The sequence below is a fragment of the Erwinia papayae genome (assembly GCF_058241465.1).
Window position 1 is genome coordinate 1,054,550 of sequence record NZ_JBZCHT010000013.1, and the last position, 23,198, is coordinate 1,077,747.

The following is a 23,198-nucleotide window of genomic DNA, read 5'->3' on the forward strand; positions in this document are numbered from 1 at the left end:
TGCTTCCGATTCTTTGACAGACTTGATGCAATGGCAAAAGAGAAAGTCAGTAAGTGATTCTGCGACCCTGTAAATAATTCTGCATAACTGTCTTCATATTAATGGCGATCGTCTTAATACAGCGGCCGATCGCCAGCGACTCCCCATGTTCAATCTACAAAAAAATCTGCCAGTAAGTCACCATAGTTAGCGCTTACTTAACAAGCGGAGTGCATTAGCTGTCACCAGTGCCGTTGCGCCAGAGTCGGCCAGTACGGCCAGCCACAGGCCAGTGAATCCCAGAAGCGTGGTTACCAGAAACACGCCTTTCAGGGTCAGTGCCAGGGCAATATTCTGCCGGATGTTGGCGTGGGTTGCACGGGACAGGCGGATCATTGTCGCCAGACCCATCAGGTTATTGTGGGTCAGGGCAGCATCTGCCGTTTCCAGCGCCACGTCGCTGCCGCTGCCCATCGCGATGCCGATAGTGGCGGCCTTCATCGCAGGTGCGTCGTTAATTCCATCACCGACCATGGCAACCGAACCCTGCTGGCGGAGTTCGGCGATGGCCGCGACCTTATCCGCAGGCAGTAAACCAGCACGATAGTCTGTCTCCAGCTCGTCGGCGATAGCTGCGGCAGCCCGGGGATTGTCCCCGGTCAGCATCACCGACTTTATCCTCAGTTTACGCAACGCCTGCAATGCCGCCGCCGCTTCTTTTCTGAGCGTATCGCGCAGACTGAGCAGGGCAATCGGGCGACCATTTTCCAGCATCACCACGACGGTATTTCCGGCATCTTCCAGACTGGCAATCTGAGCAGAGAGTGAAATTGTCAGGCAATTTTGCGCCACATTTTTGGGGGTGCTGATCAAAAGTGAGTAACCATTTACTATTGCCTCAACTCCTTTGCCAGGGAGTGTTATCTGGGAGTCTGCTGCCGGAACAGTGAGCTGTCGGCGGGTGGCAAGTGCAACAATGGCTTTTGCCAGCGGATGCGAAGAACCCTGCTCCGTGGCGGCCGCCTTCACCAGCAATTCATCTTCAGTTTCTTCGTTCAGACTGATAATGGTCGTGACCTCGGGTCTGCCTTCGGTTAGCGTGCCGGTTTTATCAAATGCCAGTGTGCGGATTGCATTCAGACTTTCCAGCGTGGCACCGCCTTTAATCAGCACGCCGCGACGCGAGGCGGCAGCCAGTCCGGAGGTGATTGCAGCCGGTGTGGAGATAACCAGCGCACAAGGGCAACCAATCAGCAGCAGCGTCAGCCCTTTGTAGATCCATATTTGCCACTCGCCAGCGAAAATAAGCGGGGGGATCACGGCAACCAACAGCGCCAGAAACATGATAACGGGGGTGTAAATGCGGCTGAACCGATCGAGGAATCGCTCAACCGGAGCACGGTGTGATTCTGCTTCTTCAATCAGATGCAGAATGCGATCAATCGCGCTCTCACCCGGCCGGGAAACCACTTTAAGCCTGACCTGCTGGTCAACGCTCAGACTGCCTGCGGCAATCACCTCTCCCTGCTGGCGTTCAACGGGCACCGATTCGCCGGTCAGGGCACTTTCATCAAAACTGGCCCACGCGGCCATCAGACTGGCATCGGCTGGTAAACGAGCGCCAGCGGCAACCTCAATAATATCGCCGGGTTGGAGTGCGCTTAAAGCAAGGGTTTCGCGCCTGCCATCTTTAATACGCACCGCCTCATCGGGTTGCAGTGCCATCAGGGCGGTAATGCCCCGACGTGCACGCCGGGCGGCAAAAGACTCCAGGCGTTCACCCAGCATAAACAGCAGCAGTACCATAGCGGCTTCTGCGGTAGCGCCAATAAACAGTGCACCGATGGCTGCCACAGTCATTAGCGTTTCGATAGCAAAGGGAGTTCCGCTTTTCATCAGGCGAAAAGCGCTGCGGGCAACAGGCCAGACACCGGTCAATGTGGAGAGAATAAAAGCAACTTTTCCGGCCTGCGGACTGAATTGCTCAATCAGCCAGCTGGCAGACATCAGGATAACGGTTGCCATCAGGAAACCGTTGTCCTGCCAGAAAGTAGTTTTCTGTCCGACGGATGGTCGGGCGTGACTGCGTCTCAGGCTGAATCCTGCGCCCTGCACGGCCAGCTCGACCTGCCGGGAGACATCCTGCGTTGCGTTCACGACCAGTTTTTCGGTGGTAAACAACACCTTTACCGACACCACAGAAGTTACCTGACTGACGGCATTTTCAATCTTTCTGGCACAGGACGGGCAGTCCATTCCGCTGATTTGCCAGCGCCATGTGGGCAGGGCTGAAGCCTGGTTGCTCTCTTCTGTGGGACGCTGTGGAGAACCACAAGTGGCATCGCCACAGCAGCTGCTTTCAGGAACGGCGGTGTTGATTGCGGTTAAGGTGCGGATAACCGGCCGCGGTTTACCGTGGCCGCCTGGCTGACGGCTGGCGTGGTGAATACCACAGGAACATGACGAAGAGTGCTGGTGCATTAGGCCTCCTGATAAATCCGGGCAGGACGAGAGCCTGCCACCGCGCTATCTTACACTCTGGAGTCAACTCCAGAGTCAAGGCCTGAATGCTGGTCAGAGATAAAGTGCCCGCACAATCATAAAATGACCGGCGAAGTAGCAGGCGGCAATAATGGCGCTGTCAGAAGTAAAGCGGCGGCGGTAGTGGGTGAGATACCAGATGATATTAGCTAACAGCAGCAATGAAGTGCCTGCCATCAGCGAAAAGCTGTAAGCGTTTGGACGGAAAAAATATTGCTCGGTCGCCAGCCAGGTCATCAGCAACGTCATACCGATAAAAGTACAGACCGGCCAGCGTAATTCCTCCAGCTTATTCCAGAGCGCGCCGATTAACAGTATCCCAATGACCAGCAGCGCCAGTGGAATCGGCCAGAAAAAGGTCAGGGTCATATGACTGGCAAAATAGAGGGTGTACAGCAGATGTGAGAGGAAAAATGCGCCCACAGCATAAAGCATCCGCCGGTTTGGTAGCAGCGTCAGGGCATCCCCCACCAGGGTAGCCAGCAGGCCAAACAGAATCAGGTAATCGGAGGTGTTCAGAACCGGTGCCTGCCATGCCCAGGCCAGCAGCAGCAGTAAGGTAACTGGTTTAAAAACCCAGCGTTGCCACTGTGGTCCGCGATAGGAAGCGTCCACATACAGCCAGCCGGAAAAAAATACTGCCAGAAATGACCAAATCATAATCTGTCCCTTTGTTTTCGATGCACAATTCCCGGCTAAGTCTAGGTCAGGCCGCAGGGAAGTGACAGTGGGGGGCTTCTGAAAGCAGCAAATACCTTCGTTATACAAAGTGTGAGCCTGGCAACTCACGGCGATTGCGGGCTGAAAATCAGAAATTTTCCCGGTAAGCTGGCTGTTGCCAATCGGTCAAACCGACATTTTTTATCCGATAAGACCTAAGAGATACTGTATGAAACCACCATTTTTGTTCTTAGCCATCCTGGCGGTTATTGCCATCCTGGCAACGCGCCAGTTTATCAGGCAGCGCCGGGAAGTGGCGGTCAACGATGCATCCCCGGTTCGTTCACTGCCGGTGGAAGTCAAGGCAAGAAGGGAAACACCGGTATCGAATCACCGCTCCCGCCAGCGGGATGTAATCCCCGTCGAGGAGATGCGCTATGAAGCCTGGTTTCACCCGCTGAATGGCGCGGGAGATTTCAGGCTGGTTTTAACAAAGCGTGATTATCAGCAGATTGATGAAGGGGCAAGGGGGAAATTACAGCTCCAGGGAACGCGGTTTATCTCGTTCAGCCCTGTTAACCAGTAAGGAAGTCTGCCGAAAAAAGAGCGCCACATTTCCCCTTTTTTCGGCAGGTTTTTCTCAGCAGCTACTGTTTCGGCAGGTTTTTTTTCTGCCAGGCCAGCAGTTCAAAGACGCCAAAAAAGAAGATTTTGGTTTGCGTTAAAGGGCTTAATTTTGGCCCTGTTTTGGGCTGCGTGGCGCGCATCAGCACCAGTTGCAGTCCGTGCATAACCACCATAAAAAACAACGCAACATCAACAAAATATTTCAGGGGTTTGGGAAACGGATGAACCAGATTGAGCAGCAAAAAAGCCCAGACGAAGACCATTAACAGCCTTCCCAGATTAATCAGCATGCTGTTGCTCCTTTTCTGAGGCGTGGCGCACGTACAAACGATACGCGACCTGTCCGGCAACCTTTTCACGGTGCAGCTGCCAGCGGCCAGGCACCGTCGGTATACCGTTTTCCACTTCGCTTTCTACGTAGATAAGCGCCTGATCCGACAGCCATCCACCAGACTCAAGCTGTGACAGGGTTTGTTCCAGCAGACCTTTACGAAACGGGGGATCGATAAACACCAAATCGTAAGGTTCACCCGGCTGAGCCAGATATTGCAGCGTGTTGGTATTAATAACCTTGCCGGTGGTGGCACCCAGGGTTGTCAGATTTTTTTCCAGTTGTTGCGCAACCGGTCTTTCCAGCTCCAGCAGGGTGGCTGAAGCCGCGTGACGCGACAGCGCTTCCAATCCCAGCGCGCCGCTACCGGCAAAACAATCGAGGCAACGTGCGCCCTGAATATCTGCCGCCAGCCAGTTAAACAGCGTCTCACGAACGCGGTCGGTGGTGGGTCTTAGTCCGGCGCTGTCAGGAACCGGGAGTTTTCTGCCGCGCCACAGGCCACCAATAATGCGGATTTGACCCGGGCCACCATTGCGGTTTTTTTTCGTCATGCTGCTGAGCTCTTAATAATTTGTTGCATAGTTTAACGCGCGCTCCGTGCGGAGGAAACGTAAAAAGGGTGCTGTGTTGCGCCAGCCGTAAAGTGTTAGACTTAGCGATTGAGATGATTTTCAGAGACCTGACGATTTTTTCCCCGCGAGGAGTGTGGTTGTACCATGGCAAAAAATAAAAAACGTGGCTTTTTTTCCTGGCTGGGATTAGGGCGTGATGAAGCAACGTCGCAGGAAGAAAAGAAAGAGACGTCAGAGCAGCAACAGTCCGATGCGGCACAACTCACAGACGCCACCACGCCCGCCAGCGCTGAAACCGAACGGCGCACCGATGAGTCAGCACCGGCTGAAGAGATCGCTAATCGTGAACCACTCAGACAGCCGCATGTCGATGCTGACGCTGACCAACCGAATAGCGTTTCCGAACAGGTCGAAGAGCGGGTGGAAACGCCGCCTGAGCAATTAAAAGCGGTCACACCGTTGCCTGCGCAGACCGATGACGCTCAGACAACGCCTGCCGCAACACTGTCAGAGGAAGCCACTGCAACCGAAAAAGCGTCAGAGGAACATCCTTCTGAAGCCGCGGTGGAGGTGAGCCAGCCCACCCCGCAGTTAATACCGGATGAGGAGGCTGTCACTGAGCCTGACAGCTCATACCTGCCGACAGAACAGCAAACTACGGTTCTGACTTCCGGGGAACAGATTGATATCGACGAACCGGCAGCAGTACTGGTTAGCGAAACAGCAGAGCAGCAGCGTCCGACCAAAGAGGGCTTCTTCGCCCGCCTCAAACGTAGCCTGGTTAAAACCCGTCAGAACCTCGGTTCCGGATTTATCGGGCTGTTTCGTGGTAAAAAAATCGACGACGACCTCTTCGACGAACTGGAAGAACAGCTGCTGATAGCTGATGTTGGGGTGGAAACCACCCGGCGTATCATTACTCATCTTACCCAGCAGGCAAGCCGCAAACAGCTGCGTGATGCCGAAGCCCTTTATGGCCTGCTGAAGCAGGAGATGTCAGAAATTCTGGCTAAGGTAGAGGCTCCCCTGGAGGTGAGCGGCAAAACGCCGTTCGTCATCCTGATGGTGGGGGTTAATGGGGTGGGTAAAACCACTACCATCGGCAAGCTCGCCAGACAGTATCAGGCAGAAGGTAAATCAGTGATGCTGGCGGCCGGAGACACTTTCCGTGCCGCTGCCGTCGAGCAATTGCAGGTTTGGGGACAACGCAACAACATTCCGGTGGTTGCTCAGCATACCGGCGCGGATTCAGCTTCGGTCATTTTTGATGCCATACAGGCAGCAAAAGCGCGTCAGGTGGATGTGTTGATTGCCGACACCGCTGGCCGCCTGCAAAACAAATCGCATCTGATGGAAGAGCTGAAAAAAATCACCCGTGTGATGAAAAAGCTGGATGACCAGGCTCCCCACGAAGTGATGCTGACCATCGACGCCAGCACCGGACAGAATGCTATCAGCCAGACGAAGTTGTTCCATGAGGCGGTGGGTCTGACCGGTATCACCCTGACCAAACTGGATGGCACCGCGAAAGGTGGCGTAATCTTCTCGGTTGCCGATCAGTTCGGCATCCCCATTCGCTATATCGGCGTGGGTGAAGGTATCGACGATCTGCGTTCGTTTAAGGCTGACGATTTTATAGAGGCACTTTTTGCCCGAGAGGATAATGCGCATGATTCGCTTTGAACAGGTCAGTAAGGCTTATCTTGGCGGTCGGCAAGCGCTTCAGGGGGTGGAGTTTCATTTGCAACCTGGCGAAATGGCGTTTCTGACCGGACATTCCGGGGCCGGAAAAAGCACCCTGCTGAAGCTAATTTGTGGCATTGAACGCCCCAGCGCCGGGCGTATCTGGTTCAGCGGCCATGACATCAGCCGCCTGAAAAACAGTGAGGTGCCCTTCCTGCGCCGACAGATAGGGATGATTTTTCAGGACCATCATCTGCTGATGGATCGCTCAGTCTACGACAACGTCGCTATCCCACTGATTATTGCCGGTGCCAGCGGTGAGGATATACGTCGTCGCGTCTCGGCGGCGCTGGATAAAGTAGGGTTGCTGGATAAAGCGAAAAGTTTTCCCATTCAGCTTTCCGGGGGTGAACAGCAGCGGGTGGGAATCGCTCGTGCGGTAGTGAATAAACCTACGGTATTGCTGGCAGATGAACCCACTGGCAACCTCGATGACGCGCTGTCCGAAGAGATCCTGCGTCTGTTTGAAGAGTTTAACCGCGTTGGCGTTACGGTACTGATGGCGACCCATGATCAGGCGTTGATCGCCCGGCGCAACTATCGTCTGATGACGCTTAATCAGGGACATCTGCATGGAGGCCTGGGTGGTAAATAAACGTAATAAACGGCCGGCGGCACCGAAAGCGGCCAGACAAAAGCAGCCTTCTAAAAGCAAAGCGTTGAAAGGGGGCTGGCAGGAGCAGTGGCGCTATGCGCTGCGAGGTGCGCTTTCTGACATGTGGCGTCAGCCACTGGCAACGCTGCTGACGGTGATGGTCATTGCCATTTCCCTGACGCTGCCCAGCGTCTGCTTCATGGTCTGGAAAAACGTCAGTCAGGCAGCGGAGCAGTGGTATCCGGCCCCGCAGTTGACGGTTTATCTGAGCAAAACGCTGGACGATGATGCAGCAGAAAACGTCGTGGCGCAGCTTAAGAAAGAAGAGGGAGTGGAAAAAGTGAATTACCTCTCGCGTGAAGAAGCGATGGGTGAATTCCGTAACTGGTCGGGCTTTGGCGGTGCAATGGATATGCTGGAGCAGAACCCACTGCCTGCGGTGGCGATCATTACACCCAAACTGAATTTTCAGAATTCTGACACCATGAATAACCTGCGAGAGCGGGTGGCGAAAACTCAAGGTGTGGATGAAGTGAAGATGGACGACAGCTGGTTTGCCCGTCTGGCTGCGCTGACTGGGTTGGTGGGGCAGGTGGCAGCAATGATTGGCGTGTTGATGATCGTTGCGGTGTTTCTGGTTATTGGCAACAGCGTGCGCCTCAGCATTTTTGCCCGCCGCGATACCATTAATGTGCAGAAACTGATTGGGGCAACGGATGGTTTTATCCTGCGTCCCTTCCTCTATGGCGGCGCACTGCTGGGCTTCGCCGGGGCGCTGCTCTCGCTGGTCTTGTCTGAGGTACTGGTATTCCGTCTGGAGTCGGTCGTCACCCAGGTTGCGGCGGTGTTTGGCACCACTTTCCGTTTACAAGGCCTGGCCTGGGACGAAAGCCTGCTGCTGCTGTTGGTTTCTGCAATGATTGGCTGGATTGCCGCGTGGCTGGCCACGGTGCAACATTTACGTCGATTTACGCCGCAGTAATCCTTTATTCATATCTTTTGATATACTATTCCTCTGTTACACAGCACTGTGTCGCAGAGGAATGCCATCTCTTCATTATGTCTTCAGATATTTTCCCTGCCTCAGATTGTGTGTAAAATATCCACCCGTAATAATGAACTTGTGGATAACTTTGTAGTCGAATTCAGCACAGATTGCTTTCACTTCTTCCTGCCATTCGCGTAGTCTTACCGGTCGTGCAGGGAAATGCGTGGCAACATTGCTTAATACAGAGAGGGTTTGAATGACCAAAGAAATGCAAACTTTAGCTATTGCTCCTTTAGGTAACCTGGATTCTTATATCCGGGCAGCCAATGCCCGGCCTGTGCTGACGGCAGAAGAGGAAAAAGCGCTGGCTGAACGGCTGCATTACCAGGGCGATCTGGAAGCAGCCAAAACGCTGATTCTGTCTCACCTGCGCTTTGTTGTTCATGTCGCTCGTAACTACTCCGGCTACGGACTTCCGCAGGCCGATCTGATTCAGGAAGGTAACATTGGCCTGATGAAAGCGGTGCGCCGTTTTAATCCGGAAGTAGGTGTGCGTCTGGTCTCCTTCGCCGTCCACTGGATCAAAGCCGAGATCCATGAATACGTTTTACGTAACTGGCGTATTGTTAAGGTGGCGACCACCAAGGCTCAGCGCAAGCTGTTCTTCAACCTGCGTAAAGCCAAACAGCGTCTGGGCTGGTTCAACCAGGATGAAGTGGAAATGGTGGCCCGTGAACTGGGAGTAACCAGTAAAGACGTGTTGGAGATGGAATCGCGGATGGCGGCTCAGGATATGACCTTTGATCCGACGCCTGACGATGAAGGCGAAGGCCGCTCCATGGCTCCGATGCTCTATTTGCAGGATAAGTCCTCTGATTTTGCTGGTGGTATTGAAGATGATAACTGGGACAGTCACGCAGCAGATAAGCTGAGCGATGCAATGCAGGGGCTTGACGAACGTAGCCAGGATATTATCCGCGCCCGCTGGCTTGATGAAGAGAATAAAACCACCTTGCAGGAACTTGCTGATAAATACGGCGTCTCTGCTGAGCGTGTGCGACAGCTTGAAAAGAACGCGATGAAGAAACTGCGTGTTGCTATAGAAGCATAAGCGGCGGTAGTAAAAAACGGGGCGACCAGAGGTCGCCCTTTCTGTTTCTGACGTTCTGGTCTGTACCGTGGCGAAGTCACAGCCGCCAGTGAGCAGGATCCGCTTTAAAGCAACGCGTGATTCAGTTTTGCTGCCAGGCCCAGCCACCTGCCTCGGTTTTAAATCCCGCCGCCTGCATAAAAGCGGTTGCTGCATCGCTTTCGTTGCAGTTGGTATCAGCAATCCACCAGCGGTGGATCTCTCCATTCTGTGCCATAACCTCCTCCAGCAGGTATTTTCCTACCCCCCTGCGACGTGTCACCTCACGCACCATAAAATCCTGCATTTCTGCTGAATTGCCTTTTATCATCACGATAACCGCAGCAAGCAGACGCTCATTGAATTTTGCAGCGTACAGTCGATGCTGTTCGTTCAGCGCCTCTTGCATATTCAGCAGATCGGCATCGGGCCAGATTTTAGCCAGATCGAGACGATCCTGGGCGGAAAAATGTTGCAGTCTGATGATGGTCAGTTTCATGTTTGATACCGGAGAAAAGCGAAAGGCATATTGTAGCGAATTTAGCCCTGTACAGACGCGGAACTTTTTTGTGCGAAAACAAAGCAATCTGTGTTCTGAATGATTAAATCTGAAGATAAACACTAATTGCCTGGCTAATAACCAGCATATTTCGCTGTAAAATCGCTCCATAATGCTGCGTTAATATTAGAGAATTATCCTGCCGCAAACGACTATTTATCAATATGTCAGTTGATTTACAGAAGAAAATTCCTGTTTAATAACCTGAATTTTAAAGCCTTATTGCTAAAACTCATAATAAACCCCGCTAACCCTTTCTATCGAAAGCGTTTTCTGCGGGACACGGCTGAAGATAAGTACAAACACAACAGATGGGGTACTCAGGATGAAAATCAGTAAAGGTAGCGCATTGCTGGCTGGTTGCGTGGCGATGGCGCTGAGCCATGCAGCCATCGCGAAAGACATCAAAGTTGCCATTGTGGGCGCGATGTCTGGTCCGGTTGCACAATATGGTGATATGGAATTTACCGGTGCGAAGCAGGCAATTGCAGATATCAATGCTAAAGGCGGTGTTAACGGCGACAAACTGGTCGGCGTGGAATACGATGATGCCTGCGATCCAAAACAGGCGGTTGCCGTTGCTAACAAAGTCATTAACGATGGTATTCGCTACGTTATTGGTCATCTTTGTTCATCTTCCACCCAGCCTGCTTCTGATATCTACGAAGACGAAGGCGTGCTGATGATCACCCCTGCGGCCACCAATGCCAATCTGACTACCCGTGGCTACAAAATGATCATGCGTACCACCGGGCTGGACTCCGATCAGGGCCCTACTGCCGCGAAATACATTCTCAGCGAAATCAAACCGCAGCGCATTGCGGTCATTCATGACAAACAGCAGTACGGTGAAGGCCTGGCGCGTTCTGTGCAGGACAGCCTGAAAAAATCTGGCGGCAATGTGGTGATGTTTGAAGGTATCACCGCGGGCGATAAAGATTTTTCTACGCTGGTCGCACGTCTGAAAAAAGAAAATATCGACTTCGTTTATTTTGGCGGCTACTACCCGGAGATGGGCCAGATCCTGCGTCAGTCTCGTGCTGCGGGCCTGAAAACCCAGTTTATGGGCCCGGAAGGCGTGGGCAATTCCTCACTGTCTAATATCGCCGGAGCGGCCTCTGAAGGGATGCTGGTCACCCTGCCGAAGCGTTATGACCAGGTTCCTGCCAATAAACCCGTTGTTGATGCATTGAAGGCGAAGAAGCTTGATTCAACCGGGCCGTTTGTCTGGACCACCTATGCGGCATTACAGGCGCTGACCACCGGAATGGAGCGCAGTAAAAGCGCCGAGCCAGCAGATATCGCTAAAAACCTGAAAGAGGGCGCGCCTGTACCGACGGTGATGGGCGATCTGAGCTGGGACAATAAAGGTGATCTGAAAGGGTTTGAGTTCGGTATTTTCAAATGGCATGCCGATGGGTCGTCTTCCGCAGTGAAATAATAAAATCAGCCCGGGCGACGTCAATGTCGCCCGTTTTACACGATGTTCACCGTTTCCCATGTGGTTATTCTCTGAAGCAGTTTTCAGGATAAACAACATGTTACTCACCGCCAGGGTGGCAAGAAGTAAGGTATCAGGTATGTCCGAGCAGTTTCTCTATTTTCTGCAACAAATGTTCAATGGTGTGACGTTGGGTAGCACCTACGCGTTGATCGCCATTGGCTACACGATGGTGTACGGCATTATTGGCATGATCAACTTCGCTCACGGCGAGGTATATATGATCGGCAGCTATGTCTCCTTTATGGTGATCGCCGGGCTGATGATGATCGGTATCGACGTCAGCTGGATGCTGGTGGGTGCTGGTTTTATCGCTGCGATCGTCATTGCCAGCGCATACGGCTGGAGTATTGAGCGTGTGGCCTATAAGCCGGTACGTTCTTCCAAACGCCTGATTGCACTTATCTCCGCCATCGGTATGTCAATTTTTCTGCAAAACTACGTCAGCCTGACGCAGGGATCGCGTGATTTAGCCCTGCCAGGTCTGATTACCGGGCGCTGGACGCTGGCCGTCAGTAATGGTTTTGCTGCCACAATTTCCACCATGCAGATTGTTATCTGGTCGGTAACATTCCTTGCCATGCTGGCACTGACGCTGTTTATTCGTTATTCCCGTATGGGCCGCGCCTGTCGTGCCTGTGCTGAAGATCTGAAAATGGCCAGCCTGCTGGGCATCAATACCGATCGCGTTATCTCGCTGACCTTTGTGATTGGTGCAGCGATGGCAGCGGTGGCGGGCGTACTGCTGGGTCAGTTCTACGGTGTCATTAATCCCTATATCGGTTTTATGGCCGGAATGAAAGCCTTTACCGCTGCGGTTCTGGGCGGCATCGGCAGCATTCCGGGGGCGATGCTGGGCGGTCTGATCCTTGGTATTGCCGAAGCGCTGACGTCGGCATACTTAAGCACCGAATACAAAGATGTGGTTTCTTTTGCGTTGCTGATCGTGGTGTTGCTGGTAATGCCTACCGGTATTCTTGGTCGTCCGGAGGTTGAGAAAGTATGAAACATCTCAACCTGCTTAACGCCGTCGCCTCAGCGCTGATGCTGCTGGTGCTGGCGGCATTCTTTATGGGAATGCGTCTGAATCTGGACGGAACGCAGCTGGTGGTTCACAACGCGGGCAGTGTTCGCTGGAACTGGATTGCGGGCGGCTGCGCGGTGGTATTTATTTTCCAGCTGTTGCGGCCTCTGTTACAGCGCAGTCTGAAGGGGATCTCTGGTCCGGCGATGGTTTTGCCGGGAATTGATGGTTCGACGTTAAAGCAAAAAATGCTGCTGCTGGCGCTGGTTATCGCTGCTGTCATCTGGCCCTTCCTGGTTTCTCGCGGCACGGTGGACATTGCCACGCTGACGCTCATCTACGTGATGCTGGGCCTGGGTCTGAATGTGGTGGTCGGGCTTTCCGGTCTGCTGGTGCTGGGCTACGGCGGATTCTATGCCATTGGCGCTTATACCTTTGCCTTGCTGAATCACTATTACGGTCTGGGTTTCTGGCAGTGTTTGCCGCTGGCCGGTCTGGTGGCGGCGTTGTTTGGTTTGCTACTGGGCTTTCCGGTACTGCGCCTGCGCGGAGACTATCTGGCGATTGTGACCCTGGGCTTTGGTGAGATTGTCCGAATTCTGTTGCTGAATAACACGGATATCACTGGCGGTCCGAACGGCATCAGCCAGATCCCGAAACCGTCGCTGTTTGGCCTGGAATTTAACCGCAGCGTGCGTGACGGCGGCTGGGATACCTTCAGTAACTTCTTTGGTCTGGCCTATAACCCCAGCGATCGCATCATATTCCTCTACATGGTGGCGTTGTTGCTGGTGGTGGTCACCCTGTTTGTGATCAATCGTCTGCTGCGTATGCCGTTGGGTCGGGCCTGGGAAGCACTGCGTGAAGATGAGATTGCCTGCCGTTCGCTTGGCCTCAGCCCTACCCGCATCAAGCTGACAGCATTCACCATCAGTGCGGCCTTTGCCGGTTTTGCCGGATCTCTTTTTGCCGCGCGTCAGGGCTTCGTCAGCCCGGAATCCTTCACCTTTGCTGAGTCGGCATTTGTGCTGGCGATTATTGTTCTGGGCGGCATGGGATCGCAGTTTGCGGTGATCCTTGCCGCCATTCTGCTGGTGGTTTCCCGCGAGCTGATGCGCGATCTGAATGAATACAGCATGTTAGTGCTAGGTGCCCTGATGGTGCTGATGATGATCTGGCGGCCACAGGGACTGTTGCCGATGAAACGTCCGCATCTGAAGCTGAAAGATGTGGAAAAAGGAGAGCAGCCATGATCCAGCCTTTACTGGCCGTAAATGGCCTGATGATGCGCTTTGGCGGCCTGCTCGCCGTTAACAACGTTGAGCTGGAATTAAGAGAGCGGGAAATTGTTTCGCTGATCGGACCAAACGGTGCAGGTAAAACGACGGTGTTTAACTGTCTGACCGGTTTCTATCGCCTGACGGGTGGCAGCATCACACTGCGCGATCGGCAGCTGGCAGGATTGCCAGGCCAGAAAATTGCCCGCATGGGCATTGTGCGCACCTTCCAGCATGTCCGTCTGTTCCGTGAAATGACGGTGATTGAAAACCTGTTAGTGGCACAGCATCAGCATCTGAAAAGTGGCGTGTTCGCCGGATTGCTGAAAACTCCGGGGTTCCGTAAAGCAGAAAGTGAAGCGCTTGACAGGGCTGCCAGCTGGTTGCAGCGTGTGGGCCTGTTGGAGCTTGCCAATCGTCAGGCGGGTAATCTGGCCTACGGGCAGCAGCGTCGTCTGGAGATTGCCCGGTGCATGGTAACCCAGCCAGAGATCCTGATGCTGGACGAACCGGCGGCGGGGCTTAACCCGAAAGAGACGCACGAACTGGATGAGTTGATCGCTGAACTGAGAGGCGAACATAACGTCTCGGTATTGCTAATTGAACACGATATGAAACTGGTCATGGGTATTTCAGACCGCATTTATGTGGTTAATCAGGGAACGCCGCTGGCTCAGGGCACACCGGAGGCTATCCGTAACAATCCGGATGTGATCCGCGCCTATTTAGGGGAGGCATAAGATGACCATGCTCTCTCTGCAAAATGTCAGCGCGCATTACGGCAAGATTCAGGCGCTGCATAACGTCAGCCTGCATATCAATCAGGGTGAAATAGTGACGCTGATTGGTGCCAACGGTGCCGGAAAAACCACCATTCTTGGTACGCTTTGTGGTGAGCCACGCGCCAGCGAAGGCACCATCAGCTTTGACGGCAAAGTGATAACCGACTGGCAAACGGCGCGTATCATGCGCGAGGCGATCGCCATTGTTCCGGAAGGTCGGCGGGTATTTTCCCGCATGACGGTGGAAGAGAACCTGGCAATGGGCGGTTTCTTTGCCGATCGGCAGCAGTATCAGACGCGCATCAAAGATGTTTACGAGCTGTTTCCACGTCTTTACGAGCGTCGGGTGCAGCGTGCCGGCACCATGTCCGGTGGCGAACAACAGATGCTGGCAATAGGCCGTGCGCTGATGAGTCAACCGCGTTTATTGCTGCTGGATGAGCCATCGCTGGGGCTTGCGCCGATTATTATCCAGCAGATTTTTGACACCATTGAGCAGCTGCGCCAGGAGGGGATGACCATTTTCCTGGTTGAGCAGAACGCCAACCAGGCACTGAAACTGGCCGACCGTGGCTACGTGCTGGAAAACGGTCATGTGGTGCTGGAAGATACCGGTGATGCGCTGCTGGCGAATGAAGCGGTGCGCAGCGCTTATCTGGGGGGATAGTACTTCACGTCCGGGGCCGGTTTCTGGCTCCGGATTTTCGTCGGCTGCTGGTGTTCACCACATATCACCATCGAACAGGTGTAGCTGGCTGACCCACATTAATGTAGTGAGAACATTGCTCAGTGATACCCTGTCGGATTGCAGGTCAATCAGTCTGTTGCTGGCTAAATGCTCTGTTAATACTGATTGTTTCTGTAATAAGAAATTCTGTCTCTTAGTTTTACACTTAAACACTCATGGTAAGTAGTGATGTAGCCCACGCTGTCCTTTTCATAAACAAGGGCTTCAGCCTCACATTCGTTTTTCAGATAAAGATCCCATCCATTTTTTGCTTTTCGCACTTTTTGTGTTAATTGCGACCGGTCATAAGGTTTTTTATCCGGAGCATTTATCTTTTTTATAAATTCGTCGAATGAATGATTATATTCAATTTTCAATTCACTTGAGGTATCCATCAGGCAATCCATGACTTCCACTGAGTGGATAAGTTTCTGGCAGTGAGTGGAATTAGCAACATTATTATTTTCAGCTGATGTTGAACCGGCACTGGTGAAAAAAAATCATCATCAGCCATATCTGCGTAATTTTCTTCATTTTCTGATGCCCTGCTGAATATACTGAATACGACCTCTTGCTGCCTCATGGTCTGACAGTGAATTTTTACTTTTTATTAATTTAATGATTTTATTATTATTTAATCCGAAAATCGGAACCATTCTAAAATCCAGTGCACACTGATATTTCATGTCGATAAAAATATCTTTAAGCGTTTGATCCAGTTTGTCCCAGCTTACTGAATCATTTTTTTATACTTTACGTAAAAAGAGATGGACTCACTGATATATCTACGATAGGTGATTTCAAAAAGCCTGACCTGCTGCAATTCAGTTATTTCATCAATTAAATTTACATGGTTTTTTACAAATTTATCTGCGCTGCAATGACTCTTTTTCGCGCCTTCTACAATCTGTACAGCATGTTTATATGGTATTCCAGAGTAAGTCAAATCATGTATTATTTCGGCAGAAGATCTATACTTCATATCATAACCACGTCCGATAGTCACACCGGAGCCATAAGCACTGCACCAGGAGGTGTTCCCTGGTCAGTGTATTTTTCGGGAATAATAGCGGTTTTTTGATATATTATTACCGTCGGCCCTGAAAGTGAACAGTCCTTTCTGTGGTCCCATTTTCATCAACTCCTTATTTAAAATAAAGTGTCTTTGCCGTTACAGCAAAGTTTATGTTTATTTTCATCACAATTTCTATAAGCAAAAAATTACCTGTAAAAAAATTTTTTTAACAAGGAAAAAACCATTCGGTGATTGAGATTACATATCAAATAACTAAAGGTGTATAAGGTCCTGGCGTTGCGCTTGATGGTGAAATACAGCAGGGAAGACAGGCTATGCTGGAGCCAAAAGAAGGATTGTTAACGTTCAGAGCAGAAGGTAATAATTTTCGTGGTAGCAGATACTATTCACGTAAGATTCACTGGCCAGGTAACATGGATGATTGTATTAATAACAGATCAGGAGTAACTAATGGTCGTGGGTATGATTTTGTAAATCGTACAAAAGCGAGGTATTACACAAGCTTTTGATGGCAGGTATTCCAAAAGAGCAGGCTGAAAAAATAGCAGGAGGTGCCAAAATAACTCACTGTCTGGCTAGCGATTTTGTCAGGATCAATCGAAATTCAATTAAGGAAATAACTGAAGTTCAGCAATTAAGATTGTTTGAAATTGTATATCCAGAGTACGTTCACAATGCCATGCGTTTCTACAATTCGTGGCGCAAACAAGGCTCTGTTAGCTGGAATAACCTCACGCCGGAACTGCGAGAAGTCTTCGTTGATATGCTGTATCAGGGGGCTATGACGAAAAGTTATATTTCCTACTTTCAGGAAAATAAGATCAATAATGATATAAGTGTTTTAAATAAGATTAATAATCGTTATGGTCAGGATCGTTATATAAGAAGATTAGATGCACTAAGAGATAAACGATAAATGAAATATTTAGTCATTATCTTTATTTTTTCGATAATGTCTTTCCCGGTATTATCCTCAGATCTTATCATGCAAAACGATGATAGTAAGCGCTATCTGAATATTTCACCTGTTAAAAAAGTGTCTGCCTGTTTACACTCTTCAGAAATGGAAAAGAAAATAGAATATAATAATGCATACACTGCTTTTATTAAAAACATCAACTTAAACAAAAAAGATTTTATAAATTATGACGACGTTATAAATGGAATCAGTAAAGCGAAAAAATTCCATGACGGTTATATCAGAAATGAATGTTTTGCCTTTGCAAGCCAGCTGATTAAAGACTCGCCCGCTTATCAGGGAATTTACAGCCAGTGCATGATTAATTTTTACCGGCAAAGAATTGATTTCTACAAAACGTATGATTTCGAATAATTAAGGCGAAAAGGAGCGTTTAGCGACAGCGGTATACCCGCACATTCACCCACCCGCTTAATGACGGCGATGCGCTCCGTCATCCGCATGTCATATCACTGTCACAGACCTGCTATTTTTCCGTCATTTTTACATGTCATGTTGCTTGCCGGACAATATTGCGCCCTTGCGCGCGAACAACACCGGGTACAGGAAACCGACATGACATCCTTCTTACTGCGCAAAACCACACTCGCTGCCCTCTTAGGGCTGACTTTCAGCAGCCACGCGCTGGCGGTCACCGAGATCCCATTCTGGCACTCTATGGAGGGCGAGCTGGGCGTGGAAGTCGATTCCCTGGCGAAACGCTTTAATGACACTCACCCGGATTACAAAGTTGTACCGACCTATAAAGGCAACTACGAGCAAAGCCTGGCCGGTGGCATCGCCGCAGTGCGTGCCGGTAGAGCGCCCGCTATTCTTCAGGTTTATGAAGTCGGCACCGCCACCATGATGGCTTCAAAAGCGATTGTGCCGGTGCATGAGGTATTCAAAAACGCGGGCATCAGTCTTGATGAATCTCAGTTTGTCCCGACCGTCGCAGGCTATTACAGCGATGCCAGCGGTCATTTGATTTCACAGCCGTTCAACAGCTCTACGCCGGTGCTGTATTACAACAAAGACGCCTTCAAAAAGGCCGGACTGAATCCTGACCAGCCTCCCAAAACCTGGCAGGAACTTCAGAGCAATGCCGCAGCCTTGCGCAAAGCCGGTATGAAATGCGGTTATGCCAGCGGCTGGCAGGGCTGGATCCAGATCGAAAACTTCAGCGCCTGGCATGGTCTGCCGGTGGCGACCAGAAACAATGGCTTTGACGGCACCGATGCAGTGCTGGAGTTCAATCAGCCGGTTCAGGTCCGCCATATCCAGATGCTGGCCGATATGAATAAAAAAGGGGATTTCACCTACTTTGGCCGCAAGGATAAGTCCACTGCCAAGTTCTACAACGGCGACTGCGGCATCACCACCGCCTCTTCCGGTTCGCTGGCAGATATCCGTCACTACGCCAGATTCAACTATGGCGTGGGAATGATGCCTTACGATGCCAGCGTGCCAAATGCGCCGCAAAATGCGCTGATTGGCGGTGCCAGCCTTTGGGTATTTAAGGGTAAAGATGCGGCGACCTACAAAGGGGTAGCTGAATTTATGCAGTTCCTCGCCCGGCCTGAGATTGCCGCAGAATGGCACCAAAAAACCGGCTATCTGCCCGTCACGACGGCGGCATATCAGCTGACCCGTCAACAGGGCTTCTATGATAAGAATCCTGGTGCGGATACCGCCACCCGCCAGATGCTGAACAAGCCGCCGTTGCCGTTCACCAAAGGAATGCGTCTGGGCAACATGCCGCAGATTCGCGCGGTAATAGATGAGGAGCTGGAAGGGGTCTGGACGGGATCGCTGACGCCTCAGGTCGCGCTGGATAACGCGGTGAGCCGTGGCAATCTGCTGCTGCGTCGTTTTCAACAATCGGTGAAACAGTAAGCCCGGATCTCCTGCCCCTGCGACCTGTTCGCCGGGGCAGGGGGTGCCGTCGGCCGTTAAGAGTGCCCGTTATGTCTTCTTCCCGCCCCGTTTTTCGTTCACGCTGGCTGCCTTATCTGCTGATGTTGCCGCAGCTGCTGATTACCCTGGTCTTTTTTCTCTGGCCCGCCGGAGAAGCATTGTGGTATTCGGTGCAAAGTGTCGATCCTTTTGGCCTGTCCAGCAGCTTCGTGGGTCTGGAAAACTTCCTGCGCCTGACCGACGATCAATACTATCTCGACTCCTTTCGCACAACCCTGGTGTTCAGCGGGCTGGTGACGATGGTGGGACTGGTGATTTCGTTGTTTTTTGCCGCGCTGGTCGACTATGTCCTGCGCCTGAAACGCCTTTATCAGACGCTGTTTTTACTGCCTTATGCGGTTGCTCCTGCTGTCGCCGCCGTACTGTGGATGTTTCTGTTCAGCCCCGGCCAGGGATTGATTACCCATTTCCTGGCACAGGCGGGCTACAGCTGGAATCACGCCCAGAACAGCGGGCAGGCGATGCTGTTGGTGGTGCTGGCTTCGGTCTGGCAACAGATGAGCTACAACTTTCTGTTTTTCTTTGCCGCACTCCAGTCGATCCCAAAATCACTTATCGAAGCGGCTGCCATTGATGGTGCCGGTCCGGTACGCCGCTTTTTCCAGCTGTCACTGCCGCTGATAACGCCAGTTGGCTTCTTTCTGATGGTCGTGAATGTGGTTTACGCCTTCTTTGACACCTTCCCGGTGATTGATGCGGCAACCGGCGGCGGCCCGGTGCAGTCGACCACCACCCTGATTTATAAAATTTATCGCGAGGGCTTCGCGGGTCTGGGTCTCTCCTCATCCTCGGCGCAGTCAGTGGTGCTGATGGTACTGGTGATTATTCTGACGGTTGTCCAGTTCCGCTACGTTGAAAAAAGGGTGCGTTACCAATGATTGAAAACCGACGCGGGCTGGATATTTTCAGTCATATCATGCTGGTGCTGGGGATACTGACGGTGCTGTTCCCATTGTGGGTTGCCTTTGTCGCGGCCACGCTGAGTAATAGCGAGGTGTTTCAGGTGCCCATGACGTTGATCCCTGGCCGCTATTTGTGGAGCAACATCACCGCCATCTGGCAACACGGCGTGGCGCAAAATGGCGCGCCCTTTGGCCTGATGCTGCTCAACAGTGCCATCATGGCGCTGAGCATCACCAGCGGGAAAATAGTGGTATCCATCCTTTCCGCTTTCGCGCTGGTGTGGTTTCGCTTCCCGCTGCGTGGACTGTTTTTCTGGATGATTTTTATCACCCTGATGCTGCCGGTGGAAGTGCGTATTTTCCCCACGGTGGAAGTGGTTTCCCGGCTCAACATGCTGGACAGCTACAGCGGGTTGACCCTGCCGTTGATGGCCTCCGCCACGGCGACTTTTCTGTTTCGCCAGTTTTTTATGACCCTGCCAGACGAACTGGTTGAAGCGGCACGTATCGACGGGGCCAGCCCGATGCGTTTCTTTTGCGAAATCGTCCTGCCGCTGTCAAAGACCAACCTGGCCGCGCTGTTCGTCATTACATTTATCTATGGCTGGAACCAGTACATGTGGCCGCTGCTAATTATCAATGATGCGTCACTGGGCACGGCGGTGGCAGGTATTCGCAGCATGATCGGCAGCGGTGACGGGTCGACGCAATGGAATCTGGTGATGGCGGCTATGCTGCTGACCCTGTTGCCGCCGGTGGTGATTGTTTTAGTGATGCAGCGCGCTTTTGTGCGCGGACTGGTAGAGAGCGAGAAATAAGATATGGCAGGGATAAAATTTCAGGCAGTCACCAAGTCGTATGACGGAAAAAATAATATTATTCAAACGCTTAACATCAGCGTGGCTGATGGGGAATTTATGGTGATCGTCGGGCCGTCCGGCTGCGGAAAATCCACCCTGCTGCGCATGGTGGCAGGACTGGAGCAGGTCAGCAGCGGTGATATCTGGATTGATCGCCAGCGGGTCACCACGCTGGAGCCGAAAGATCGCGGCATCGCTATGGTGTTTCAGAATTACGCGCTCTATCCGCATATGAGTGTGGAACAGAACATGGCCTGGGGGCTGAAGATTCGCGGTATGGGCAGGGAGTATATTCGCCAGCGCGTACAGGAGGTGGCCAAAAGCCTCGAACTGGAAGCATTGCTGCATCGCCGCCCGCGAGAGCTGTCCGGTGGACAGCGACAGCGCGTGGCAATGGGGCGTGCCATTGTGCGTGAACCTGCGGTCTTTCTGTTTGATGAGCCACTCTCTAACCTTGATGCCCGTCTGCGCGTACAGATGCGTCTTGAGCTTCAGCAGTTGCATCGCCGCCTGAAGACCACCAGTCTGTACGTCACCCATGATCAGGTGGAAGCCATGACCCTGGCGCAGCGGGTGATGGTGATGAACAACGGTGTGCTGGAGCAATCAGGGACGCCGGTTGAGATCTATGAGCGACCGGCCACCCGTTTTGTCGCCAGCTTTATTGGCGCGCCGTCGATGAACCTGCTGGATGGCAGGCTGAACGATGCGGGCCAGCTGCTGACGCTGAGCGGTGATTTCGCGGTTCCGCTGCCGCAGGTTAAAGCTGAATGGGCTGGCCGGACGTTGACCCTGGGGATCCGTCCGGAGCATATTAAGCTTTCTGACCGACAGTCGGGCGGTCTACCGCTGGTGGTGGAAACCCTGGAACTGCTGGGCGCGGATAATCTGGCTCATGGAAAATGGGGCGGCAGCAATGTGGTGGTGCGGCTACCGCACGTTGAGCGACCTGCGCCCGGCAGCACGCTGTGGCTGCATCTTCCGGCAGACGCACTACACTTTTTTGATACTCAAAATGGACATCGTCTTGAATGACTGAGAAAAGCTGGCCTTATCCTGCCATTGTCGCCCATCGCGGTGGTGGCAAACTGGCCCCGGAAAACACGCTGGCCGGTATCGATACCGGGGCGAAACTGGGGCACAAAATGGTTGAATTTGACGTCAAGCTGTCGCTGGATGGTGAAATCTTCCTGCTACACGACGACACCCTCGACAGAACCAGTAACGGCTGGGGGATTGCCGGTGAACTGCCGTGGGAAAAACTGCTGCAACTGGATGCCGGTAGTTGGTACAGCAATGCATTTAGCGGAGAGCCATTGCCGCTGCTTTCCCAGGTGGCCGCACGTTGTGCAGGCTATCAGATGATGGTCAACATTGAGATCAAGCCCACCACCGGACTGGAAGCAGAAACCGGTCGGACGGTGGCGCTGGCCGCACGGCAGCTGTGGCAGGGTGAAACGGCTCCGCTGCTCTCATCCTTCTCTTTCACCGCGCTGGATGCGGCGATGAAGGCGGCACCTGAATTGCCTCGCGGCATGTTATTGCATGAATGGCATGACGACTGGCGAGACATTACTGAAAAGCTGGCGTGCGTCTCGGTTCACTTCAACCATAAAATTCTGACCCGGGCACGGGTGGCCGAGGTTAAGGCGGCAGGACTGCGGATTCTGGTTTATACGGTGAATACGCCGGAGAGGGCGAAACAATTGCTCGACTGGGGCGTTGATGCCATCTGTACCGATCGCATCGACCTGCTCGAGCCGGATTTTGCCGCCAGCCAGGTTAAACAGGCCTGATACTGTTTCTGGCCCTTCCCTGGGCCACATGGTTATAGCGCTGCCGTAAAAGGAAGCGACTAACTACCTCTACGTATTAACACAGCGACTTCGCTTATTGCCGGGTACTGTTTTGTTGCACCACCGGTGGCTGGTTACCCGGCTGTGATTTAAGGACCTGCTGAGCGGCGCTGTCGCGCTGTTCCTGCACTTTTCGCTGAAGATCCTGGCTCTGCCGCTGCTGATCCTGTTGCAGCTTCAGTTTTTGTTGTGACTGCTGGCTCAGCATCCGCTGTTGCAGACGTTGGGTACTGGGATTGTAGCCCGGTTGATTCGGCTCATTACTGTTATTCAGCATATTAGCCATTCCACTGAGAGGGGCCAGCGCGGCAAAAATAAGTAACCATTTCATAACGTGTTCTCCTTTTGTGGTTGCGACAGTTTATGCAAATTTCTGTTTAATAAATCTACCTGTTATCTGAATTTGCTGGGTGACGCACTCCTCACTTTCTGTTTATATCCAACCATGTCAATGCAAATAAGAATCAGTGACAACAATACGGCAGAATAAACTGGCAAAACTATTGCCAACGACGCTAATTAAATGGCGTTAAAGTAAAAAAAGTTGTGCCAAAAAGGCAGAAAGCACCAT

The 23,198-nt window shown here is 52.2% G+C and carries 24 protein-coding genes and 1 pseudogene; 17 read left to right on the forward strand and 8 right to left on the reverse strand.

The genetic code is table 11. The features are described from left to right. Nucleotides 1-186: 186 nt before the first annotated feature. Both AC3RPL_RS20915 and AC3RPL_RS20920 read right to left on the reverse strand, forming a co-directional pair. Nucleotides 187-2,460 carry a zinc/cadmium/mercury/lead-transporting ATPase gene (locus AC3RPL_RS20915; protein ID WP_490741418.1) on the reverse strand — a complete coding sequence of 758 codons (2,274 nt, stop codon included), beginning with the start codon at nucleotides 2,458-2,460 and terminating at the stop codon, nucleotides 187-189. Nucleotides 2,461-2,553: 93 nt separating this feature from the next. After that, the gene (locus tag AC3RPL_RS20920; RefSeq protein ID WP_034934302.1) at nucleotides 2,554-3,180 is read right to left on the reverse strand and encodes a lysoplasmalogenase; all 627 of its coding nucleotides are present in this window, start codon (nucleotides 3,178-3,180) and stop codon (nucleotides 2,554-2,556) included. A gap of 229 nt (nucleotides 3,181-3,409) precedes the next feature. Between AC3RPL_RS20920 and AC3RPL_RS20925 the strand changes: the two genes are divergently transcribed. Further along, entirely contained in the window at nucleotides 3,410-3,766 is a 357-nt protein-coding gene (locus AC3RPL_RS20925) for a DUF2500 domain-containing protein (RefSeq protein WP_490741419.1), read from the forward strand. 61 nt (nucleotides 3,767-3,827) lie between these two features. Here AC3RPL_RS20925 and AC3RPL_RS20930 read toward each other — a convergent pair whose 3' ends face one another. Beyond that, nucleotides 3,828-4,097 carry a DUF1145 family protein gene (locus AC3RPL_RS20930; protein WP_034934299.1) on the reverse strand — a complete coding sequence of 90 codons (270 nt, stop codon included), beginning with the start codon at nucleotides 4,095-4,097 and terminating at the stop codon, nucleotides 3,828-3,830. Next, complete coding sequence (gene rsmD, locus AC3RPL_RS20935; RefSeq protein ID WP_490741420.1) at nucleotides 4,087-4,692, reverse strand: 16S rRNA (guanine(966)-N(2))-methyltransferase; 606 nt, start codon at nucleotides 4,690-4,692, stop codon at nucleotides 4,087-4,089. The genes AC3RPL_RS20930 and rsmD overlap by 11 nt, the downstream gene beginning before the upstream one ends. 165 nt (nucleotides 4,693-4,857) lie before the next feature. Between rsmD and ftsY the strand changes: the two genes are divergently transcribed. The 4 genes from ftsY to rpoH all read left to right on the forward strand — a co-directional run bounded on the left by ftsY (nucleotide 4,858) and on the right by rpoH (nucleotide 9,150). Then, a complete protein-coding gene (ftsY, locus tag AC3RPL_RS20940) occupies nucleotides 4,858-6,396 on the forward strand; it encodes a signal recognition particle-docking protein FtsY (protein ID WP_490741421.1) in 1,539 nt (512 codons plus the stop codon). Continuing rightward, nucleotides 6,383-7,051, forward strand: coding sequence for a cell division ATP-binding protein FtsE (ftsE, locus tag AC3RPL_RS20945; RefSeq protein ID WP_034934294.1), 669 nt, complete (start codon nucleotides 6,383-6,385; stop codon nucleotides 7,049-7,051). Before ftsY ends, ftsE begins: the two co-directional genes overlap by 14 nt. After that, nucleotides 7,041-8,033 carry a permease-like cell division protein FtsX gene (gene ftsX, locus AC3RPL_RS20950; protein WP_490741422.1) on the forward strand — a complete coding sequence of 331 codons (993 nt, stop codon included), beginning with the start codon at nucleotides 7,041-7,043 and terminating at the stop codon, nucleotides 8,031-8,033. The genes ftsE and ftsX overlap by 11 nt, the downstream gene beginning before the upstream one ends. 262 nt (nucleotides 8,034-8,295) lie before the next feature. Then, nucleotides 8,296-9,150 (forward strand): RNA polymerase sigma factor RpoH, encoded by an 855-nt coding sequence (gene rpoH, locus AC3RPL_RS20955; protein ID WP_034934291.1) that lies wholly within the window; start codon nucleotides 8,296-8,298, stop codon nucleotides 9,148-9,150. 121 nt (nucleotides 9,151-9,271) lie between these two features. Here the strand turns inward: rpoH and panM are convergent, their stop codons facing one another. Further along, on the reverse strand, nucleotides 9,272-9,667 hold the full coding sequence (gene panM / locus AC3RPL_RS20960) for an aspartate 1-decarboxylase autocleavage activator PanM (protein ID WP_490741423.1): 396 nt from the start codon (nucleotides 9,665-9,667) through the stop codon (nucleotides 9,272-9,274). 385 nt (nucleotides 9,668-10,052) lie between these two features. Between panM and AC3RPL_RS20965 the strand changes: the two genes are divergently transcribed. The 5 genes from AC3RPL_RS20965 to livF all read left to right on the forward strand — a co-directional run bounded on the left by AC3RPL_RS20965 (nucleotide 10,053) and on the right by livF (nucleotide 14,978). Continuing rightward, a complete protein-coding gene (locus tag AC3RPL_RS20965; RefSeq protein ID WP_034934287.1) occupies nucleotides 10,053-11,168 on the forward strand; it encodes a branched-chain amino acid ABC transporter substrate-binding protein in 1,116 nt (371 codons plus the stop codon). A 139-nt stretch (nucleotides 11,169-11,307) separates the two neighbouring features. Next, nucleotides 11,308-12,234 carry a high-affinity branched-chain amino acid ABC transporter permease LivH gene (livH, locus tag AC3RPL_RS20970; RefSeq protein ID WP_034934348.1) on the forward strand — a complete coding sequence of 309 codons (927 nt, stop codon included), beginning with the start codon at nucleotides 11,308-11,310 and terminating at the stop codon, nucleotides 12,232-12,234. Continuing rightward, on the forward strand, nucleotides 12,231-13,505 hold the full coding sequence (locus AC3RPL_RS20975; protein WP_490741424.1) for a high-affinity branched-chain amino acid ABC transporter permease LivM: 1,275 nt from the start codon (nucleotides 12,231-12,233) through the stop codon (nucleotides 13,503-13,505). Before livH ends, AC3RPL_RS20975 begins: the two co-directional genes overlap by 4 nt. Continuing rightward, nucleotides 13,502-14,269: a high-affinity branched-chain amino acid ABC transporter ATP-binding protein LivG gene (gene livG / locus AC3RPL_RS20980; RefSeq protein WP_490741425.1), complete on the forward strand. Its 768-nt coding sequence runs from the start codon at nucleotides 13,502-13,504 to the stop codon at nucleotides 14,267-14,269. Before AC3RPL_RS20975 ends, livG begins: the two co-directional genes overlap by 4 nt. Nucleotide 14,270: 1 nt before the next feature. After that, nucleotides 14,271-14,978 (forward strand): high-affinity branched-chain amino acid ABC transporter ATP-binding protein LivF, encoded by a 708-nt coding sequence (gene livF / locus AC3RPL_RS20985; RefSeq protein ID WP_490741426.1) that lies wholly within the window; start codon nucleotides 14,271-14,273, stop codon nucleotides 14,976-14,978. Nucleotides 14,979-15,154: 176 nt separating this feature from the next. Here livF and AC3RPL_RS20990 read toward each other — a convergent pair whose 3' ends face one another. Next, nucleotides 15,155-15,433, reverse strand: coding sequence for a hypothetical protein (locus AC3RPL_RS20990; RefSeq protein ID WP_490741427.1), 279 nt, complete (start codon nucleotides 15,431-15,433; stop codon nucleotides 15,155-15,157). A gap of 335 nt (nucleotides 15,434-15,768) precedes the next feature. Beyond that, nucleotides 15,769-16,044 (reverse strand): DUF8812 domain-containing protein, encoded by a 276-nt coding sequence (locus tag AC3RPL_RS20995; RefSeq protein ID WP_490741428.1) that lies wholly within the window; start codon nucleotides 16,042-16,044, stop codon nucleotides 15,769-15,771. Between the two features lie 344 nt (nucleotides 16,045-16,388). Here AC3RPL_RS20995 and AC3RPL_RS21000 point away from each other — a divergent pair. The 7 genes and pseudogenes from AC3RPL_RS21000 (at nucleotide 16,389) to ugpQ (ending at nucleotide 22,567) form a co-directional block, all read left to right on the forward strand. Next, nucleotides 16,389-16,990: pseudogene (locus AC3RPL_RS21000) on the forward strand (DUF8812 domain-containing protein). Nucleotides 16,991-17,059: 69 nt separating this feature from the next. Continuing rightward, the gene (locus AC3RPL_RS21005) at nucleotides 17,060-17,407 is read left to right on the forward strand and encodes a lysozyme inhibitor LprI family protein (RefSeq protein ID WP_490741429.1); all 348 of its coding nucleotides are present in this window, start codon (nucleotides 17,060-17,062) and stop codon (nucleotides 17,405-17,407) included. 201 nt (nucleotides 17,408-17,608) lie between these two features. Continuing rightward, nucleotides 17,609-18,928: a sn-glycerol-3-phosphate ABC transporter substrate-binding protein UgpB gene (gene ugpB, locus AC3RPL_RS21010; RefSeq protein WP_490741430.1), complete on the forward strand. Its 1,320-nt coding sequence runs from the start codon at nucleotides 17,609-17,611 to the stop codon at nucleotides 18,926-18,928. Nucleotides 18,929-18,999: 71 nt separating this feature from the next. Further along, nucleotides 19,000-19,887: a sn-glycerol-3-phosphate ABC transporter permease UgpA gene (gene ugpA / locus AC3RPL_RS21015; protein ID WP_490741431.1), complete on the forward strand. Its 888-nt coding sequence runs from the start codon at nucleotides 19,000-19,002 to the stop codon at nucleotides 19,885-19,887. After that, nucleotides 19,884-20,729 (forward strand): sn-glycerol-3-phosphate ABC transporter permease UgpE, encoded by an 846-nt coding sequence (gene ugpE, locus AC3RPL_RS21020; RefSeq protein WP_367168302.1) that lies wholly within the window; start codon nucleotides 19,884-19,886, stop codon nucleotides 20,727-20,729. The genes ugpA and ugpE overlap by 4 nt, the downstream gene beginning before the upstream one ends. Before the next feature lie 3 nt (nucleotides 20,730-20,732). Further along, nucleotides 20,733-21,806 (forward strand): sn-glycerol-3-phosphate import ATP-binding protein UgpC, encoded by a 1,074-nt coding sequence (locus tag AC3RPL_RS21025; RefSeq protein WP_490741432.1) that lies wholly within the window; start codon nucleotides 20,733-20,735, stop codon nucleotides 21,804-21,806. Next, on the forward strand, nucleotides 21,803-22,567 hold the full coding sequence (gene ugpQ / locus AC3RPL_RS21030; RefSeq protein WP_490741433.1) for a glycerophosphodiester phosphodiesterase: 765 nt from the start codon (nucleotides 21,803-21,805) through the stop codon (nucleotides 22,565-22,567). The genes AC3RPL_RS21025 and ugpQ overlap by 4 nt, the downstream gene beginning before the upstream one ends. 94 nt (nucleotides 22,568-22,661) lie before the next feature. On the opposite strand, the gene AC3RPL_RS21035 is transcribed toward ugpQ, so the two are convergent. Further along, nucleotides 22,662-22,958: a DUF2756 domain-containing protein gene (locus AC3RPL_RS21035; RefSeq protein WP_490741434.1), complete on the reverse strand. Its 297-nt coding sequence runs from the start codon at nucleotides 22,956-22,958 to the stop codon at nucleotides 22,662-22,664. Nucleotides 22,959-23,198 lie beyond the last annotated feature (240 nt).